Annotated in this window: 17 protein-coding genes; 9 read left to right on the top strand and 8 right to left on the bottom strand. The window is 59.6% G+C overall.

Annotation, left to right across the window (positions count from 1 at the left end):
• Positions 1–140: 140 nt before the first annotated feature.
• The gene (lptG, locus tag AB7M26_RS10815; protein ID WP_063341463.1) at positions 141–1,202 is read right to left on the bottom strand and encodes an LPS export ABC transporter permease LptG; all 1,062 of its coding nucleotides are present in this window, start codon (positions 1,200–1,202) and stop codon (positions 141–143) included.
• Positions 1,195–2,313, bottom strand: coding sequence for an LPS export ABC transporter permease LptF (lptF, locus tag AB7M26_RS10810; protein WP_123494428.1), 1,119 nt, complete (start codon positions 2,311–2,313; stop codon positions 1,195–1,197). Before lptF ends, lptG begins: the two co-directional genes overlap by 8 nt.
• A gap of 295 nt (positions 2,314–2,608) precedes the next feature.
• Between lptF and AB7M26_RS10805 the strand changes: the two genes are divergently transcribed.
• From AB7M26_RS10805 to rlmF, 5 genes are all read left to right on the top strand, one after another.
• Entirely contained in the window at positions 2,609–4,099 is a 1,491-nt protein-coding gene (locus AB7M26_RS10805; RefSeq protein ID WP_123494429.1) for a leucyl aminopeptidase, read from the top strand.
• Between the two features lie 61 nt (positions 4,100–4,160).
• Positions 4,161–4,589: a DNA polymerase III subunit chi gene (locus AB7M26_RS10800; RefSeq protein WP_123494430.1), complete on the top strand. Its 429-nt coding sequence runs from the start codon at positions 4,161–4,163 to the stop codon at positions 4,587–4,589.
• 8 nt (positions 4,590–4,597) lie between these two features.
• On the top strand, positions 4,598–4,987 hold the full coding sequence (locus AB7M26_RS10795) for a hypothetical protein (RefSeq protein ID WP_008072054.1): 390 nt from the start codon (positions 4,598–4,600) through the stop codon (positions 4,985–4,987).
• Between the two features lie 269 nt (positions 4,988–5,256).
• Positions 5,257–8,103, top strand: a complete 2,847-nt coding sequence (locus AB7M26_RS10790; RefSeq protein WP_123494431.1) for a valine--tRNA ligase — start codon at positions 5,257–5,259, stop codon at positions 8,101–8,103.
• Between the two features lie 264 nt (positions 8,104–8,367).
• The gene (gene rlmF, locus AB7M26_RS10785; protein WP_007905515.1) at positions 8,368–9,390 is read left to right on the top strand and encodes a 23S rRNA (adenine(1618)-N(6))-methyltransferase RlmF; all 1,023 of its coding nucleotides are present in this window, start codon (positions 8,368–8,370) and stop codon (positions 9,388–9,390) included.
• Between the two features lie 195 nt (positions 9,391–9,585).
• Here the strand turns inward: rlmF and AB7M26_RS10780 are convergent, their stop codons facing one another.
• Complete coding sequence (locus AB7M26_RS10780) at positions 9,586–9,867, bottom strand: HU family DNA-binding protein (RefSeq protein WP_007905514.1); 282 nt, start codon at positions 9,865–9,867, stop codon at positions 9,586–9,588.
• Positions 9,868–10,263: 396 nt separating this feature from the next.
• Between AB7M26_RS10780 and yejK the strand changes: the two genes are divergently transcribed.
• A complete protein-coding gene (yejK, locus tag AB7M26_RS10775; RefSeq protein ID WP_007905511.1) occupies positions 10,264–11,268 on the top strand; it encodes a nucleoid-associated protein YejK in 1,005 nt (334 codons plus the stop codon).
• Positions 11,268–11,618, top strand: a complete 351-nt coding sequence (locus AB7M26_RS10770; RefSeq protein ID WP_123494432.1) for a glutaredoxin family protein — start codon at positions 11,268–11,270, stop codon at positions 11,616–11,618. The genes yejK and AB7M26_RS10770 overlap by 1 nt, the downstream gene beginning before the upstream one ends.
• Positions 11,619–11,765: 147 nt before the next feature.
• On the opposite strand, the gene AB7M26_RS10765 is transcribed toward AB7M26_RS10770, so the two are convergent.
• The 5 genes from AB7M26_RS10765 to AB7M26_RS10745 all read right to left on the bottom strand — a co-directional run bounded on the left by AB7M26_RS10765 (position 11,766) and on the right by AB7M26_RS10745 (position 15,689).
• Positions 11,766–12,701: a glutathione S-transferase family protein gene (locus AB7M26_RS10765; protein WP_429374971.1), complete on the bottom strand. Its 936-nt coding sequence runs from the start codon at positions 12,699–12,701 to the stop codon at positions 11,766–11,768.
• 88 nt (positions 12,702–12,789) lie between these two features.
• Positions 12,790–13,101: a GIY-YIG nuclease family protein gene (locus AB7M26_RS10760; protein ID WP_123494435.1), complete on the bottom strand. Its 312-nt coding sequence runs from the start codon at positions 13,099–13,101 to the stop codon at positions 12,790–12,792.
• A gap of 39 nt (positions 13,102–13,140) precedes the next feature.
• Positions 13,141–13,611, bottom strand: a complete 471-nt coding sequence (locus AB7M26_RS10755; RefSeq protein WP_123494436.1) for a nuclear transport factor 2 family protein — start codon at positions 13,609–13,611, stop codon at positions 13,141–13,143.
• A gap of 112 nt (positions 13,612–13,723) precedes the next feature.
• On the bottom strand, positions 13,724–15,040 hold the full coding sequence (locus AB7M26_RS10750) for a CynX/NimT family MFS transporter (protein ID WP_123494437.1): 1,317 nt from the start codon (positions 15,038–15,040) through the stop codon (positions 13,724–13,726).
• Positions 15,030–15,689: a FadR/GntR family transcriptional regulator gene (locus tag AB7M26_RS10745; protein ID WP_123494438.1), complete on the bottom strand. Its 660-nt coding sequence runs from the start codon at positions 15,687–15,689 to the stop codon at positions 15,030–15,032. Before AB7M26_RS10745 ends, AB7M26_RS10750 begins: the two co-directional genes overlap by 11 nt.
• A 166-nt stretch (positions 15,690–15,855) precedes the next feature.
• Between AB7M26_RS10745 and AB7M26_RS10740 the strand changes: the two genes are divergently transcribed.
• Positions 15,856–16,167, top strand: coding sequence for a type II toxin-antitoxin system MqsR family toxin (locus AB7M26_RS10740; protein ID WP_123494439.1), 312 nt, complete (start codon positions 15,856–15,858; stop codon positions 16,165–16,167).
• Complete coding sequence (locus AB7M26_RS10735; RefSeq protein WP_123494440.1) at positions 16,164–16,646, top strand: type II TA system antitoxin MqsA family protein; 483 nt, start codon at positions 16,164–16,166, stop codon at positions 16,644–16,646. The genes AB7M26_RS10740 and AB7M26_RS10735 overlap by 4 nt, the downstream gene beginning before the upstream one ends.
• Positions 16,647–16,679 lie beyond the last annotated feature (33 nt).

Raw genomic sequence — 16,679 nt, 5'->3', positions numbered from 1 at the left:
GCCCGCCGAAAAATAGCCGGGAATTGTACCTGATCCACGACGCAAGCGTCACGTTCGCAGGTCAGACGGCGCGTACAAAAACGCCCCGGTCTTGCGACAGGGGCGTTTTGAGTGACAAGCCTTTCGGGAATAACCCGCGATCAACCGGCCCGGCGCAACAACCAGACCCCGGCCAGGGCACAGACTCCGGCCGGCACCAGCACCGCAAACAGCGGCGAGAAACCGAATACCAGGCTCGAAGGGCCGAGCAAATCCTGGACAATGCGGAAGGTGAAGCCCACCAACACACCAGTAAAAACCCGCTGACCGAGAGTCACCGAACGCAGCGGGCCGAAGATGAAGGAAATCGCCATCAGCACCAATGCAGCGGTCACCAGCGGCTGCAACACCTTGACCCAAAATGCCAGCCAGTACCGACCGTTGCTCAGGCCCTGGTCAGCCAGGTAGTGGATGTAACTCCACAGACCGGTGATCGACAGTGATTCAGGCGCCATCACCACAGTGCTCAGCAATTGCGGGCTCAGCGCTACCTCCCAACGCTCCACCGGAGTCGTCACCACTTCGGTGTTCTTTTCATGGAACAACGTGGTCGTGACGTCGCTCAGTTGCCAGTGATCCGTGTCGAATTCCGCGCGCTTGGCGAAGCTCGAAGACAGGATGTGGCGCTGATCATCGAAGCGATAACGGGTCACGCCGTACAGCAGACCATTGGGTTGCACGGAGTTGACGTGAATGAACTCATCACCCTGACGGTGCCACAGACCGTGCTTGGCGCTTTGCGCATCGCCACTGCCCTGGGCCAGCGAGCGATTGGCCTGAGCGGTGACTTCTGTTGCCGGCGCGACGTATTCACCGATCACCAGCCCCACCACCATCAAAAGCAGCATCGGCTTCATGACAGCCCAGACGATCCGCCCGAGCGACACGCCCGCAGCGCGCATGATGGTCAGTTCGCTGTGGCTGGCCAGGCTGCCGAGGCCAATCAGGCAACCGATCAGCGCCGCCATTGGCAACATGTCGTACAGACGGCGCGGCGCAGTCAGCAGCACATAGCTCAGGACATCCGCCAGGGTGTAGGTATCGCTGACGTCGCCCATCTCATCGATGAAGGCAAACAACGTTGCCAGACCCAGAATGATCCCCAGTACCGCCAGGATCGCCATGAACACGCTGCTACCGATGTAGCGATCGAGCTTATCCACGGGCCACCTCCAGCGCACTGCGGCGACTCGCCATCTTCAAGCGTAACGGCTCCCAGTACAGCAAGCCCAGGCCGATGGCCAGGAAGATCGCATGCACCCACCACAAGCCTAATGCCGCCGGGATCTTGCCCTTTTCGAGGGCGCCGCGAGCGGCAATCAGGATGGTCAGGTAAGCCATATAAAGAAGAATCGCCGGCAGCAGCTTGAGGAAACGGCCCTGGCGCGGGTTGACCCGCGACAGCGGCACCGCCATCAGGGTCACGATGAAGACCAGCAACGGCAGCGACAGACGCCATTGCAGTTCGGTGCGCGAGCGGATGTCATCATTGCCCAGCAGGGAGCTGGTGGTCATCGCATCGCGGTCGGTGACTTCGTCGCTGACGTCCGGCTTGGGCAGCAATACGCCGTACTCGTCGTATTTGATGGCGCGGTAGTCGGCCTGACCCGGATTACCGTCGTAGCGGTAGCCATTGTCGAGAATCAGATACCGATTGCCGTCGGGGCGAATTTCCTGACGGCCCTTCTCGGCCACCAATACGGAAATCCCGCGGTCCTTTTTGTCGGAATTTACATTCTTTTGCGAAATGAACACGCCGCCCAGATTGACGCGATCATCCGACAATTGCTCGGTGTAGGTCACCCGGGTACCGTCGCGCAAAGCCTGGAAGCGGCCGGGCTCAAGGGTATCGAATTCCGTCAGTGCGTCCTGTTTGTTCAGCAGCAGCTGGAACTGATTGGCACCTTGTGGCGCCAGGCTCAGGCTCAGCCAAGCCACCACCAGCGCAACCAGCGTGGCCGGAAACAAGGTGATGCGAAACAGTCGCTGCTGGCTCATGCCGGTGGCCGACAGCACGGTCATTTCGCTGTCGAGGTACAGACGACCGTAGGCCAGCAGGATCCCGAGAAACAGCCCCAAAGGCAGGATCAACTGCAGGAAACCTGGCAGACGAAAGCCCATGATCAGGAACAGTGAGCCCGGATCCAGGGCGCCAGAGGCCGCTTGGGCGAGGTACTTGATGAAGCGTCCGCTCATGATGATGACCAGCAGCACGGCGCTGACGGCGCTCAAGGTCAACAGGACTTCGCGGGAAAGATAACGGAAGACAATCAAACCAGACACTCCAGGGTTGTCAGGCTAAGCGGCCAAACAAACAAACGTATCGGTCGGCCCGCAGGGCAGAGCCGCCGAAAAAGATGGCGCATTATCCTGTGATTGGGTGCGCCTGTCACTGCGCACGCTCAAGCAGACACCTGAACCACCGAAGTTCGCACGCCCGAGGGTTGTCAGGCGCCGGTAGCGAGGTTCAAACTGCGGCCTTTGTCGCTGGCACTGCACCGGCGTCCTTCTACTTATAAGCAAGCTTCTGCGCGTCGCGCACTTTGACCATTAATTCAGGGACCCAGACATGGAACTGGTTGTAAAAAGCGTTAGCCCGGAAACGTTGAAGACCGCCACGCTGGTGGTCGCCGTCGGCGAAGGCCGCAAACTCGGCGCCGTTGCCAAACAACTCGACGAGCTGAGCGGTGGCACCATCAGTGCCGTGCTCAAGCGCGGCGACCTGGCCGGCAAAGTCGGCCAGAGCCTGTTGCTGCACAGCCTGCCTAACCTCAAGGCTGAGCGCGTGTTGCTGGTGGGCGTAGGCAAGGATGAAGAGCTGGGCGATCGCCCGTTCCGCAAAATCATCGCCGGCATCCTCAACACCCTTAAAGGCCTGGGCGGCAGCGATGCAGTGCTGGCCCTGGACGAAGTCGTGGTCAAAGGCCGCGACAGCTATGGCAAGACCCGTCTGCTGGCCGAGACCCTGGTAGATGGCGAGTACACCTTCGACCAGTTCAAGAGCCAGAAAGCCGACCCGCTCGCCCTGAAGAAAGTCACCCTGGTGACCATCAAGGCCGCACAGGCAGAAGTCGAACGCGCCGTGGCCCATGCCACCGCGATCGCCAATGGCATGGCCTTCACCCGTAACCTGGGCAACCTGCCGCCAAACATCTGCCACCCGACGTTCCTGGGCGAGCAAGCCAAGAACCTGGGCAAAGAATTCAAGAGCCTGAAAGTCGAAGTCCTCGATGAGAAGAAGATCAAGGACCTGGGCATGGGCTCGTTCTACGCCGTCGGCCAGGGCAGCGCCCAGCCGCCGCGCCTGATCGTCATGCAATACAACGGCGGCAAGAAATCCGAGAAGCCGTACGCACTGGTCGGCAAAGGCATCACCTTCGACACCGGCGGCATCAGCCTCAAGCCGGGTGCCGGCATGGATGAAATGAAGTACGACATGGGCGGCGCCGCCAGCGTGTTCGGTACCTTGCGTGCCGTGCTTGAGCTGAAACTGCCGATCAACCTGGTGTGCATCCTGGCTTGCGCCGAGAACATGCCGAGCGGCAATGCTTCGCGTCCGGGCGACATCGTCACCACCATGAGCGGCCAGACCGTGGAAATCCTCAACACCGACGCCGAAGGCCGTCTGGTGCTGTGCGATGCCCTGACCTACTCCGAACGCTTCAAGCCGCAAGCGGTGATCGACATCGCCACCCTGACCGGCGCGTGTGTCGTCGCACTGGGTTCCCACACCTCGGGCCTGCTGGGCAACAACGACGAGCTGATCGGTCAACTGCTGAGCGCCGGCCAATCCGCCGACGACCGCGCCTGGCAACTGCCGCTGTTCGATGAATATCAAGAGCAGCTGGACAGCCCGTTCGCCGACATCGCCAACATTGGCGGCCCGAAAGCCGGCACCATCACCGCTGCCTGCTTCTTGTCGCGCTTCACCAAGAACCTGAACTGGGCGCACCTGGACATCGCCGGCACGGCCTGGACCAGCGGCGGCAAAGACAAGGGCGCCACTGGCCGTCCGGTTCCCCTGCTGACCCAATACCTGCTGGACCGCGCCAAAGCCTGAAACCGATGACCCCGAGCGGTGCCACTGACCAGTGGCGCCGTCCCGGGGCTCAGGAACCGCAATGACCAAAGTCGACTTCTATATCCTGCCCAGCGCCGATCCTTCGGCACGGCTGGATTTCGCCTGCAAGCTCACCGAAAAAGCCTGGCGCATGGGCCACCGCATTTACCTGCACTGCAGCGATGCCGCCCAGCGTGATGACCTCGATGCACGTTTGTGGGCCTTCAAGGGCGAGAGCTTCGTGCCCCACGGTCCCGCCGAAAACGAGCCGGAGGGTTTGATTGTCCTGGGTCTTGGCGATGACTGCGGTCAGCATCAGGATCTGCTGGTCAATCTCGACCTGAAAGTCCCGGTTTTTGCCAAACAGTTCGCCCGCGTGGCGGAAGTGGTGGTGGAAGATCCGACGATTCGTTCGGCTGCGCGGGAGAGTTTCCGTTTCTACCGCGAACAGGGCTATCCTCTGCAAGATCACCGTTTACAGCGACTCTGAGCATTCCGATGGACACTCCAAAACCGCAGCAAAATTCCGCGCATTTGCTGGATGACCTCGAGTCGATCCGCCAATTGCTCGGCGATGACAACCTGCAACCGCCCTTGCTGACCGACACGGTCATTGAAGGTGATCAGGAACAGATCCCCATGCTGTTCGACACTGTCGGCAATGCGCCGCAACCCGTCGAAACGACACCGCCACCCGCCCCGGCCGCGCAACCGTCGCCCGCCGCCAGCAAAGGCCCCGACGCCCTGCTGCACCTGGACAGCGAACTGCGCGCCGCCGCGCTATTGATCATGCAAGACGTGATCGACGACTTCGCCCCGCACATCGAAACCGAAATCAAACGCCGGCTGGATGCGCGGATGGAGCGGTTGTTGAGTCAGTACGAATAACCCAGAACCGAGCGGGCTTCTGTGGCGAGGGAGCTTGCTCCCGCTCGGCTGCGAAGCAGTCGTAAAACCTGAGCATGGGTTGTACCTGACATACCCGACTTGCAGATATTGGGGCCGCTTCGCGCCCCAGCGGGAGCAAGCTCCCTCGCCACAAAAGCTCTTCCCCCACATTTGATCTGCGCCCGGTCTGCACTCGCTCGCCCTACGCCCCACGCCCCGCTATACTTGCCGGCTTTTCCTGATTAAATGCCAATAGGGTCCCGCCGCGCATGGATAAGACCTACCAGCCGCACGCCATTGAAACTTCCTGGTACAACACCTGGGAGTCTGAGAATTACTTCGCCCCGCAAGGCGCGGGCGAGTCCTACACCATCATGATCCCGCCGCCGAACGTCACCGGCAGCCTGCACATGGGTCACGGCTTCAACAACGCGATCATGGACGCCCTGATCCGTTTCCGCCGCATGCAGGGTCGCAACACCCTGTGGCAGCCGGGTACCGACCACGCCGGTATCGCCACGCAAATGCTGGTGGAGCGCCAACTCGAAGCCCAAGGCCAGAGTCGCCATGATCTGGGCCGCGAAAAATTCCTCGAGAAAGTCTGGGAGTGGAAGGATCAGTCCGGCGGCAACATCAGCCGTCAGATCCGCCGCCTCGGCTCGTCCGTGGACTGGAGCCGTGAGCGCTTCACCATGGACGACGGCCTCTCGGAAGCGGTTAAAGAAGCGTTCGTGCGCCTGCACGAAGACGGCCTGATCTACCGCGGCAAGCGTCTGGTCAACTGGGACACCAAGCTGCACACGGCGATTTCCGACCTCGAAGTGGAAAACCACGACGAGAAAGGTTTCCTGTGGAACCTGAAGTACCCGCTGGCCGACGGCGCCAAAACCGCTGAAGGTAATGATTACCTGATCGTCGCAACCACGCGTCCGGAAACCATGCTCGGCGACGCCGCCGTGGCCGTTAACCCGAACGATGAACGCTACAAAGCCCTGATCGGCAAATTTGTCGAGCTGCCGCTGGTTGGCCGCCGCATCCCGATCATCGCCGACGATTACTGCGACCCTGAATTCGGCACCGGTTGCGTGAAAATCACCCCGGCCCACGATTTCAACGACTATGAAGTCGGCAAGCGCCACAACCTGCCGCTGCTGAACATCTTCGACAAGAATGCTGACGTGCTGCCCGCGGCCCAGGTGTTCAACCTCGACGGCAGCGTCAACGAGCAAATCGACGGCACGCTGCCCGCCGAATACGTCGGCCTCAACCGCTTCCAGGCCCGCAAGGAAATCGTGGCCGCCTTCGAAGCCGCCGGCCTGCTGGTCAGCGTCGACGATCACGCCCTGAAAGTGCCAAAAGGCGACCGCTCCGGCACCATCATCGAGCCGTGGCTGACCGACCAGTGGTACGTCTCCACCAAGCCATTGGCCGAGCCGGCCATCGCTGCGGTTGAAGACGGCCGCATTCAGTTCGTGCCAAAACAATACGAAAACATGTACTTCTCGTGGATGCGTGACATCCAGGATTGGTGCATCAGCCGTCAGCTGTGGTGGGGCCACCGGATTCCGGCCTGGTACGACGAGTCGGGCAAGGTCTATGTCGGTCGCGACGAAGCCGAAGTACGCGCCAAGAACAACCTCGGCCCGGACGTTGCGCTGCAACAGGACAACGACGTTCTGGATACCTGGTTCAGTTCGGGCCTGTGGACTTTCTCCACGCTCGGCTGGCCGGAGCAGACCGAACTCCTGAAGAAATTCCACTCCACCGACGTGCTGGTGACCGGTTTCGACATCATTTTCTTCTGGGTTGCCCGGATGATCATGCTCACCATGCACTTGGTGAAAAACGAAGACGGCACGCCGCAGGTTCCATTCAAGACCGTTTACGTGCACGGTCTGGTGCGTGATGGCCAGGGCCAGAAGATGTCCAAGTCCAAGGGCAACGTCCTTGACCCGCTGGACATCATCGACGGTATCGAGCTGGAAGAACTGGTGCAGAAACGTACCTCCGGCATGATGCAGCCGAAACTGGCGAAGAAGATCGAGAAGCAGACCCGCGACGAGTTCGCCGACGGCATCGCCAGCTATGGCACCGACGCCCTGCGCTTCACGTTCTGCTCGCTGGCATCGACCGGTCGCGACATCAAGTTCGACATGGGCCGCGTCGAAGGCTATCGCAACTTCTGCAACAAGATCTGGAACGCTGCGCGCTACGTGCTGGACAAGGGCGAAGATTGCGGTCAGAACGGCGAAGCCTACGAGCTGTCCCTGGCAGATCGCTGGATCATTTCGCAGTTGCAACGCACCGAAACCGAAGTCACTCGTCAACTCGATCAGTTCCGTTTCGATCTGGCCGCACAAGCCTTGTACGAGTTCATTTGGAACCAGTATTGCGACTGGTACCTGGAACTGTCCAAGCCTGTGCTGTGGGACGAAAATGCACCGGTCGAACGTCAACGCGGCACCCGCCGCACGCTGGTTCGAGTACTGGAAGTCGCGTTGCGCCTGGCGCACCCGTTCATGCCGTTCATCACCGAAGAAATCTGGCAGCGCGTCGCGCCGCTGGCCGGTATCGAAGGCAAGACGATCATGCTGCAACCTTGGCCAGTGGCCAACGAAGCACGTATCGATCAGGGCGCCGAAGACGACATCGAATGGCTCAAGGGCCTGATGCTCGGCACGCGTAACATCCGTGGCGAAATGAACATTGGTCCAGGCAAGCCGCTGAACCTGTTCCTGAAAAACGTCAGCGCCGAAGATCAGCGCCGCCTCACCGAGAACGAAGCGCTGCTGAAGAAGCTGGCCCGTCTGGAATCGATCACCGTTCTGAAAGCCGGCGAAGAAGCACCGCTGTCCGCCACCGCACTGGTCGGCGAGATGGAAGTGCTGGTGCCAATGGCCGGCCTGATCGACAAGGACGCCGAACTGGCTCGTCTGGACAAGGAAATCCTGCGTTTGCAGGGCGAAGTTCAGCGCGTCGGCGGCAAGCTGTCCAATGCCGGTTTCGTTGATAAGGCCCCGGCCGAAGTCATCGAGAAGGAACGCGCCAAACTGGCTGAAGCTGAGCAGGCTTTGGGCAAGCTGGCCGAGCAGCATGCGCGGATTGCCAGCCTGTAACGGCAAGTCGCAATGAAAACGGGAGGCCCGCAGCGGCCTCCCTTTTTTATGCCTGCCCCTTACCCACAAACACCACAACACCCTGTGGGAGCGGGCTTGCCCGCGATGGGGCCATCAAATTCAACATTGAGGTGACTGACAGATAGCCATCGCGGGCAAGCCCGCTCCCACAGGGATTCGTGCTGATCTTCACAATTGGGTTCACAACGGCTGGATGTGGGACAATACCCGCCACTTTTAGCCATACCCGAATCGACAACGCCCATGAACGCCCCCCGCACACCAAGACCTGCGCGCAAGAAGCCTGACTCCGCTACCCCGGCCAAAGCCGTGGAACCCCGCGAGAAGGCCAGCCTGCACCCGCGCAATCGCCATCAGGGTCGTTACGACTTCCCGGCGCTGATCAAGACCACGCCGGAGCTGGCGAAGTTCGTGATCATCAATCCGTATGGCAAGGAAAGCATCGACTTCGCCAGCCCGGACGCGGTTCGGGTGTTCAACCGGGCGCTGCTCAAGTCGTTCTACGGCATCGCCCATTGGGACATCCCGGCCGATTACCTGTGCCCACCGGTGCCGGGCCGTGCTGACTACGTGCACTTCCTGGCTGATCTGCTGGCCAGCGTCAACGACGGTGAAATTCCTCGCGGTGCGCCGGTCAAGGTGCTCGATATCGGCATGGGCGCCAACTGCGTCTATCCGCTGATCGGCTACAGCGACTATCGCTGGCACTTCCTCGGCTCGGAAATCGACCCGACGGCCGTGGCCGCCGCCAAAGCCATCGTGCAATCCAACGGGCTGAACAAAGCCATCCAGCTGCGCCAGCAAAGCAATCCCAAGCACATTCTGTTGGGCCTGCTCGAACCCGGCGAACGCTTCGACCTGACCATGTGCAACCCGCCGTTCCACGCCTCGATGGACGAGGCAACCAAGGGCAGCGAGCGTAAATGGCGCGCACTGGGCCGCGCCGACCCGAAACGCAAACTGCCGGTGCTGAACTTTGGTGGTCAATCGGCCGAACTGTGGTGTGAAGGCGGCGAAGCACGCTTTGTGACGCAACTGATCGCCGAGAGTGCGCACTTTCAACACAAAGTGCTTTGGTTCAGCACCCTGGTCTCGAAAGCCTCAAACCTGCCTGCGATCCAGACGGCACTGAAAAAGGCCGGTGTATTGGAAAGCCAGGTCGTGGAAATGTCTCAGGGGCAGAAGCAAAGCCGCTTTGTCGCCTGGACGTTCCAGACTAAAAGCGAGCAGCAGGTCTGGCGCGAACGTTGGGCGCGTAAAAGCTGATTAACTGACCGCCGGAGATCAACTGTGGGAGCGGGCTTGCTCGCGAAAGCAGTGTGTCAGGCGTCAAAGAAGGCGACTGACACGCCGCCATCGCAGGCAAGCCCGCTCCCACAAAGATCTGCGGTGTTTGAAGAATTTATGACACAAAAAAACCGTGCCCGGATTGCTCCGGAGCACGGTTTTTTCTAACAAGTCTTACTTGTTAACAGCGTCGGTCAGGCCTTTGGCCACAACCAGCTTGATAACTTTCTTGGCAGCGATTTCGATGGCAGCGCCAGTCGAAGGGTTGCGGCCGGTACGGGCAGGACGCTCAGTCACTTTCAGCTTGCCGATACCTGGCAGGGTGATTTCGCCGCCGTTTTCCAGCTGATCAGCAACGATTTGGCCCAGTTGGTCCAGAGCGTTACGCGCGGTGGTTTTTGGCGCGTCGATAGCTTCAGCGATGTCGGCGATCAGTTGGTCTTTAGTAAGAGCCATTGTAGTGTTCCTTCCCTATCAAATTCATATGGATTGCAGAGTGCAGTGTCAGCCATCGAGCCCGATCTTCTGGATCTGGCACCCTCGGCATAACCTCGACGAGTCGGGGTTATAGATACCGAAATCAGGGTTTGGTTCGACCTGACAAATGCTGAATGCACGCTTAACGCAGTGACTTCGCGTAAGACCGGGCAAAACTAGCACAGAGACGGGGAAATATCCGCCTCTAGCTACCCATTTGGTCAGCTTTATTGCTCTAAATCGTGAAAAAGCTGCATAAGGGCCGTCGGGCAGCTTCGAATTGACCTTCGTACCGCGCCAAAACCAGTGGTTGCGGTACACTGGGCGCTTTTTCGGGGGAGCACGCCCTCCTCTCTTCAATCAGCCGAGAAGCCCATGCCGATCCGTCATTGCATCGTCCACCTGATCGACAAAAAACCCGACGGCACACCCGCAGTTCTTCATGCCCGCGATTCCGAACTGGCCGAGTCCAGCGCCATCGAGTACATGCTTGCCGACCTCAACGAGAGCTACAACGCCAAACAAGGCAAGGCCTGGGGTTTCTTCCATGCCGAGTCCGGGGCGCATCCGTTCAGCGGCTGGCTGAAGGAATACCTCGACGGCGGTAAGGACTTCACAGCCTTCAGCCGGGTGGCAGTGGAACATCTGCAAAAGCTGATGGAAGAGTCGAACCTCTCTGTGGGCGGCCACGTGCTGTTTGCGCACTACCAGCAAGGCATGACCGATTACCTGGCCATCGCCCTGCTGCACCACAGCGAAGGCGTGGCAGTGACCGATCAGCTGGACGTGACCCCTTCGCGACACCTGGACCTTGGCCAGTTGCACCTGGCGGCGCGGATCAACGTCTCCGAGTGGCAGAACAACAAACAGTCCAAGCAGTACATCTCGTTCATCAAAGGCAAGAATGGCAAAAAGGTTTCGGAGTACTTCCGCGACTTCATCGGCTGTCAGGAAGGCGTCGACGGCCCCGGCGAAACCCGCACCCTGCTCAAGGCCTTTAGTGACTTCGTCGAAAGCGAAGACCTGCCGGAAGAGTCCGCACGCGAGAAGACCAAGACCCTGGTGGACTACGCCAGCAGCCAGGCAAAAATGGGCGAGCCCATGGGCCTGGAAGAACTGTCCGGGCTGATCGACGAAGAACGCCCGAAAGCTTTCTACGATCACATCCGCAACAAGGACTACGGCCTGTCACCCGAGATTCCGGCAGATAAACGCACCCTGAACCAGTTCCGCCGCTTCACCGGTCGTGCCGAGGGATTGTCCATCAGCTTTGAAGCGCATCTGCTGGGCTCGAAGATCGAATACGACGAAGAAGCCGGTACGCTGATCATTAAAGGCCTGCCGACCCAATTGACCGATCAGCTCAAGCGACGCAACTGATGCTCGGCGGTGTATTGAAGAAATGCCTGCTGATCTTGCTGGTGGTCGTGGTTTACCAGAACTGGGGCAAGATCGAGCGGGTGTTTCACCCTTCGCAGGTGGTGTCCGAGCAGACCCAGGCCAAGGCCAACGTCGTGCTCTATGCCACCGATTGGTGCGGCTACTGCAAGCTGACCCGACGCTTTCTCGACCAGAAGGGCATTCCATACAAGGAATTCGATATCGAGAAAGATGCCCAGGCGCGCAAGGCCTATGAGGCGCTCGGAGGACGCGGGATTCCGCTGATCGATGTGAACGGCACGTTGATACGCGGGTATGACCCGGACAAGGTTCTTGCGGCGCTGAAGTAACTCTTCAGACCGACACCGTCCCTTGTGGGAGCTGGCTTGCCTGCGATAGCGGAGTGTCAGGCAACATCAAAATTGCAGGGCTGACCTCATCGCAGGCAAGCCAGCTCCCACAGGTTAGTGCATGAACAGAAATTCAATGGTTAGCGCCTACTGAACTTCGATTCGAAATCCGAACCGCGGAAAGTGCACATGCACCACACCCGCCCGCTCGTCTTCACGACGCAGAATCAATTCTTCGCTACCCGCAAACAGCAACTCTCCCGCCACCGGATCAACACCGTAATCGGTCGCTGCAATCACCACCTGCTGGCCAACCTCGAACCCGTTCGGCTCATCGAACTGCTCATCCGGCAACACAGCCGGTGTGGCGTTACGCGCGACTTCAAGCGCTTCCTCGGAAGTCATCTCGCTGAACGCGCCATGACCAAACCCCATCACCCGACCAAACCACGCCGAAACGGCCGGATAAGCATCCACCAACGGTGACGTCACGTGCGTCGCTTTGAGAAACCACAACGGGTGAGCCAGGGCAAAGTCGGCAATCGACGGCTCGCCAAACAGGAAGTCGCCCTGTTCGCGCTGAAGCTGCTGCTCCAGACGCGCCATGATCGTTGGCCACTGATGCCGAGCCTGCTCGGCCGATAACCGTGTAGCGCTGCCACCGCTGAACAAGCCGGCGCGATCGGCCAGGAACCCCTTGATCGCTTCCGGCGACAACTTGCCAAAGCGCACCGCCACCGACGCCGGCTGGAACACCAGGCTGACCGCATGCTGGAACACCACTGAATCAACCCATGCCGCGAAGGTCGCGGTGATCATTTCCTGGCCTTCCGGGAAGAACGCCGGCAAAGCTTTTTCCTGCTCCAGACGACGCGCCATCAGTGCCGTGTCGCAATAGACATCAGCACCAATCTGCAATACCGGCGTCTTGCGATAGCCGCCGGTCAGCGCCGTCAGATCGGGTTTCGGCATCACTGGCGAGATGTTCACCGAGCGCCAGGACAGCCCCTTGAAGCCCAGCAGCAAGCGGGCCTTTTCGGCGAAAGGGGACGTCGGGTAGTGATGAAGAATCAACTCGGACATGCTCGGCTCCGCCGCTCGGATAAGGAACCCGCAGCTTAGCGCGCAATCCACAAGCAGCCTACCCATCTGCCTGATGGACGCTTATCAGTCAGATTGATAAGCCCGCAGCCGCGCTCGCCACCAGACATTCCTTGGCGCTTTTCTTGAGTTTTTTAATCAATCGTTCCTGGCGCAGCGCTTCGCTTTTGTCGCGACAGACTTCGGTGTACACCAGCGCCACGGCCGGGCTGGACAGGAAGAAGCGCGCACCTTTGCCACTTTGGTGAGTGGCGAAACGGCGGACGGGATCGTCGCTGATCCCACAGTAGAGCGAACCATTGGCCGCGCGAACGAGGTAGACGAACCAGGGTTTGCTAACCGGTGTATCGGCATCGACGGGGATTTCGCTGAGGGTGGTCACGTCACGATCAAGGCTTGTAGGAAACAAGCCGCGATCTTATCAGCGACTGGCCTGAAATGCCTTCAGCCCCTTCAAGGCCTGGGCACGAACGGCGTTTTTCACCACTGGCGTCCAGCCCAACAACAGCCCTTTGAAACCCAGCGCCTGACGCGACCAGCGCCACAGATCAAAGCTGTCGTGATGCTCGCAGATCTTGCCGTCACGAAACACGAAACGCGCCTGGATGTCGTTGACCACGGTATTGCCGGTCTGACTGAACAGGTAGGTCGCCACCCAATGGGCACCGCCGGTGCGTTCATCGCTGCGCACGTTATCGAAGGTCAGGGAGAAGTCCTTGGCCCGGGTGGTGAGCATGCGCCACATGTCGCCGGCGTCGCGCCCGCGCAGCTCGCCGAATGCCGGATCACTGAACACCACGTCGTCGGTATAGCAGGCGCTCATGGCCTCGGCATCGAGCCGTTGGAAGGCTTGGTAGAACCGGGTGATCAAGGCGTTGTGGGCGTCACTCATGGGCAGGCTCTCTGGGTTGCAAAGTGGCATCGAAAGATTGCCTGCACGATAGTCAACAAATGCGCGGAACACTATCGGCATTCGTGGCCCGAATACCGACAGTGCGCAAGCGTCAAACCTTCTCGCTTTGAACCTGAACGTACAGCGAACGCCCGGCACCCAGGCCGGCGATGATCGCACCGAGGCCGATAACGCCGAAGATCCAGCCCAGGGCAGTCCAGCCGCCGGTCCAGTCATGCACTACACCGACCGCGAACGGCCCCATGGACGCCAGGGTGTAGCCGAAGCCCTGGGCCATGCTCGACAGGTTGGCCGCGACATGGGCGTCCCGCGAACGCAGCACGATCAGGGTCAGCGCCAGGCTGAAGGTGGCGCCCTGCCCCAACCCCAGCAGGATCGCCCAGCCCCACAGGCCATCGATCGGTGCATAGAGGCAACCGAACAAACCGCCGAGGGTCATTGCCATGACAATCACGATCGCCGGCCGCTGATCCTTGCCACGCGTCGCCAGCCAGGGTGCTGCCAGCGAGCTGATCAACTGGACAATCACCGAACCCGACAACACCAGACCGGCCTGGGTTGGCGTTAGACCGCGGCCGATCAGAATCGACGGCAGCCAGCCAAACACGATGTAGGCCAAAGACGATTGCAGGCCCATGTACAAGGTCACTTGCCAGGCCAGCGGATCACGCAACAGCCCTCGGACCCGATAGGCAACATGGTGCGCGCCGTGTTTCTGACCGACTTGCGGCAGCCAGAAAATCGCCGCGACCAACGCTGGAACCATCCAGAAGCCGAGACCCAAGGCCCAGTTTTTATCGAAGTGTTCGCTCAGCGGCACGGTTGCCCCAGCCGCCATGGCCGCGCCCAGGCACAGGGCCATGGTGTAGACGCCGGTCATGGTGCCGGCCTGTTTCGGGAAATCGCGTTTAACAATGCCAGGCAGCAGCACGCCGATCACCCCGATACTGGCGCCGGCCATCACGCTACCGGCGAACAGGCCGACCTCGCCGAACGAACTGCGCAACATGATCCCGCCAGCCAGCATCAGAAGAATCCCCAACACCACCCGTTCGGCACCAAAACGCCGCGCCAGCACTGGTGCCAAGGGTGCGAACAGACCGAGGCAAAGTACCGGCAAGGTTGTCAGCAACCCGGCCTGGGCAGCCGAGAGCCCCAGCGTCTTCGAGATCTCGCTGAGCATCGGCGCCATGCTCGACAACGCCGGACGCAGGTTCAGCGCCACCAGAATCAGGCCGAGCAACAGCAGCCATGGCCGCTGAAGGACCGGGTGAGTTTGCTGAACCTGTTCGTCGTCGGCCTCGGCGTCGATCAACAGCTCTTCGAGCTCCGCCGTACGCTTGCGCTCAGTGATGCTGCTGTTGCTGGCCTGCTGGGTGGACATGGGATTCTCGGTTTCAAGGTTCATTGATCAACTGCCTCGACAGGGCTTTTGCCCGTTCCGGGTCGCGTTGCTCGACGGCATCGAGCAGTTCGATATGGAGGTCGAACACTTCTTGACGTCGGGGGGAAATGTTCAGGGTTTCGCGCAATTGCGCGCCGATGACGCTGGAGAAATAGCGATACAACTCGCTGAGGGTCGGGTTGTGTGCGGCGTCAACCAAGCGGCGGTGAAACACCAGATCGCAAGCGATATACGTGTCGAGATCGCCGTGGTAGTGACTGCCACTGACGCCCAACGCCTCGCGCAATGCCACCAGGTCTTCGTCGGTCCGACGCAACGCAGCCAGGCCGATGGCCTCGACTTCCAGAATGTGCCGAGTCTCCCGGGCTTGCTCGTGGGAGCAGCGGGACAACGCCTTTATGGTGTCGAGTGGATCAACCACCGCCCGCAGATAACTGCCGTCGCCCTGCCGAATCTCGATCAACCCGGAAAACGCCAACACGCGCATGGCTTCACGCACGGTATTGCGACTGATGCCCAACTCGGCGGACAGCTCGGGTTCGGTAGGTAAACGCTGGCCGACCGCCCATACACCTTCGGTGATGCGCAAGCGCAACTGATCCAGGGCCTGATCGACCAAGGACCGCTTTATGAGTGGAGAAATTTCTGACATTGAATTCGCCCTTTCATCCAATCATAGGATGAATTTTCTGACATGTTAGTCAGCTATGCGTAGGACGGCAACCGCCTACGTTCAAAGGGCAGGAGAAGGAGCGGGATTTTCGATTAGTCAAAATTACCCTTTAAGGGTAATTTCTAGGACAGGTTCAAGGTTTCTTATGGAGAAGAACACACCCCATTACAACCTGGTGGTGATCAAGGAGGATGTCAGGCGGCTCGGGAAAAACGCGTTTACCAAGACGGCACGGAAAAACGGCAGAGACCTGGGCTTTAGCATCAGGGAAATGCAAGAAGTCGTTTTCGAATTGCACAGCAAGATGTTGTACAAATCAATGACTACCTATGACGATCATCGGATTTGGCAAGACGTCTACCACATCACTTCGCACGATCTGGAGATTTACATAAAGGTTACTTACTGCTCAGGCAGTGAACCTCCGGTGATCTCCTTCAAGGAGAAAAACCCATGAATACAAAACAATGCTTCAGCTGCGGCGCGCGTGAGGGAATGAGGCACTTCGAAGGTCGCGGCGAAACCATGAGTGTCAAGGGAATGGAGCGCCGGGTCGATGACTTGTCTGGATGGGAGTGCCAGGCATGCGGAGAAGTCATACTCGACCCCGGTTGCTCGGAGCGCTATTCAGATGCGTGCGACGAACTGGTCATCGCCGGCAGACAAATGATCGGCAACGAGATGAAGCGCATCCGCCGCAAACTGCATCTGTCGCAAAAAGAAGCGATACATCTGTTGTCCGGCGGCGGACACAACGCGTTTTCCCGTTACGAGCGCGGCGAATTACTTCCGCCCAAAGCGTTGATGCTGCTTATGCGCTTGCTGGATCGCTATCCGCACTTGCTTGCCGATGCGAAAGCCCTGGGTGAAGGAGCGGACTTGAGGGGTTTCAAGGATACAGTGCACAAGGAACATGAAACGCTCACTGTGTCCTGAGCACCAGACGTACAAAAAACAAACCCGGCGCGA

It is taken from the genome of Pseudomonas sp. F-14 TE3482 (genome assembly GCF_053629455.1).
Note: the sequence above shows the minus strand (reverse complement) of the source record. Positions and strands in the feature narration are given on the sequence as shown.

What these genes read in the sequence shown, in the direction of transcription:
- AB7M26_RS10805 (WP_123494429.1), top strand. Translation starts at nt 2,609, where the DNA reads ATGGAACTGGTTGTAAAAAGCGTTAGCCCGGAAACGTTGAAGACCGCC.
- AB7M26_RS10800 (WP_123494430.1), top strand. Translation starts at nt 4,161, where the DNA reads ATGACCAAAGTCGACTTCTATATCCTGCCCAGCGCCGATCCTTCGGCA.
- AB7M26_RS10795 (WP_008072054.1), top strand. Translation starts at nt 4,598, where the DNA reads ATGGACACTCCAAAACCGCAGCAAAATTCCGCGCATTTGCTGGATGAC.
- AB7M26_RS10790 (WP_123494431.1), top strand. Translation starts at nt 5,257, where the DNA reads ATGGATAAGACCTACCAGCCGCACGCCATTGAAACTTCCTGGTACAAC.
- rlmF (WP_007905515.1), top strand. Translation starts at nt 8,368, where the DNA reads ATGAACGCCCCCCGCACACCAAGACCTGCGCGCAAGAAGCCTGACTCC.
- AB7M26_RS10780 (WP_007905514.1), bottom strand. Translation starts at nt 9,867, where the DNA reads ATGGCTCTTACTAAAGACCAACTGATCGCCGACATCGCTGAAGCTATC.
- yejK (WP_007905511.1), top strand. Translation starts at nt 10,264, where the DNA reads ATGCCGATCCGTCATTGCATCGTCCACCTGATCGACAAAAAACCCGAC.
- AB7M26_RS10770 (WP_123494432.1), top strand. Translation starts at nt 11,268, where the DNA reads ATGCTCGGCGGTGTATTGAAGAAATGCCTGCTGATCTTGCTGGTGGTC.
- AB7M26_RS10765 (WP_429374971.1), bottom strand. Translation starts at nt 12,701, where the DNA reads ATGTCCGAGTTGATTCTTCATCACTACCCGACGTCCCCTTTCGCCGAA.
- AB7M26_RS10755 (WP_123494436.1), bottom strand. Translation starts at nt 13,611, where the DNA reads ATGAGTGACGCCCACAACGCCTTGATCACCCGGTTCTACCAAGCCTTC.
- AB7M26_RS10750 (WP_123494437.1), bottom strand. Translation starts at nt 15,040, where the DNA reads ATGAACCTTGAAACCGAGAATCCCATGTCCACCCAGCAGGCCAGCAAC.
- AB7M26_RS10745 (WP_123494438.1), bottom strand. Translation starts at nt 15,689, where the DNA reads ATGTCAGAAATTTCTCCACTCATAAAGCGGTCCTTGGTCGATCAGGCC.
- AB7M26_RS10740 (WP_123494439.1), top strand. Translation starts at nt 15,856, where the DNA reads ATGGAGAAGAACACACCCCATTACAACCTGGTGGTGATCAAGGAGGAT.
- AB7M26_RS10735 (WP_123494440.1), top strand. Translation starts at nt 16,164, where the DNA reads ATGAATACAAAACAATGCTTCAGCTGCGGCGCGCGTGAGGGAATGAGG.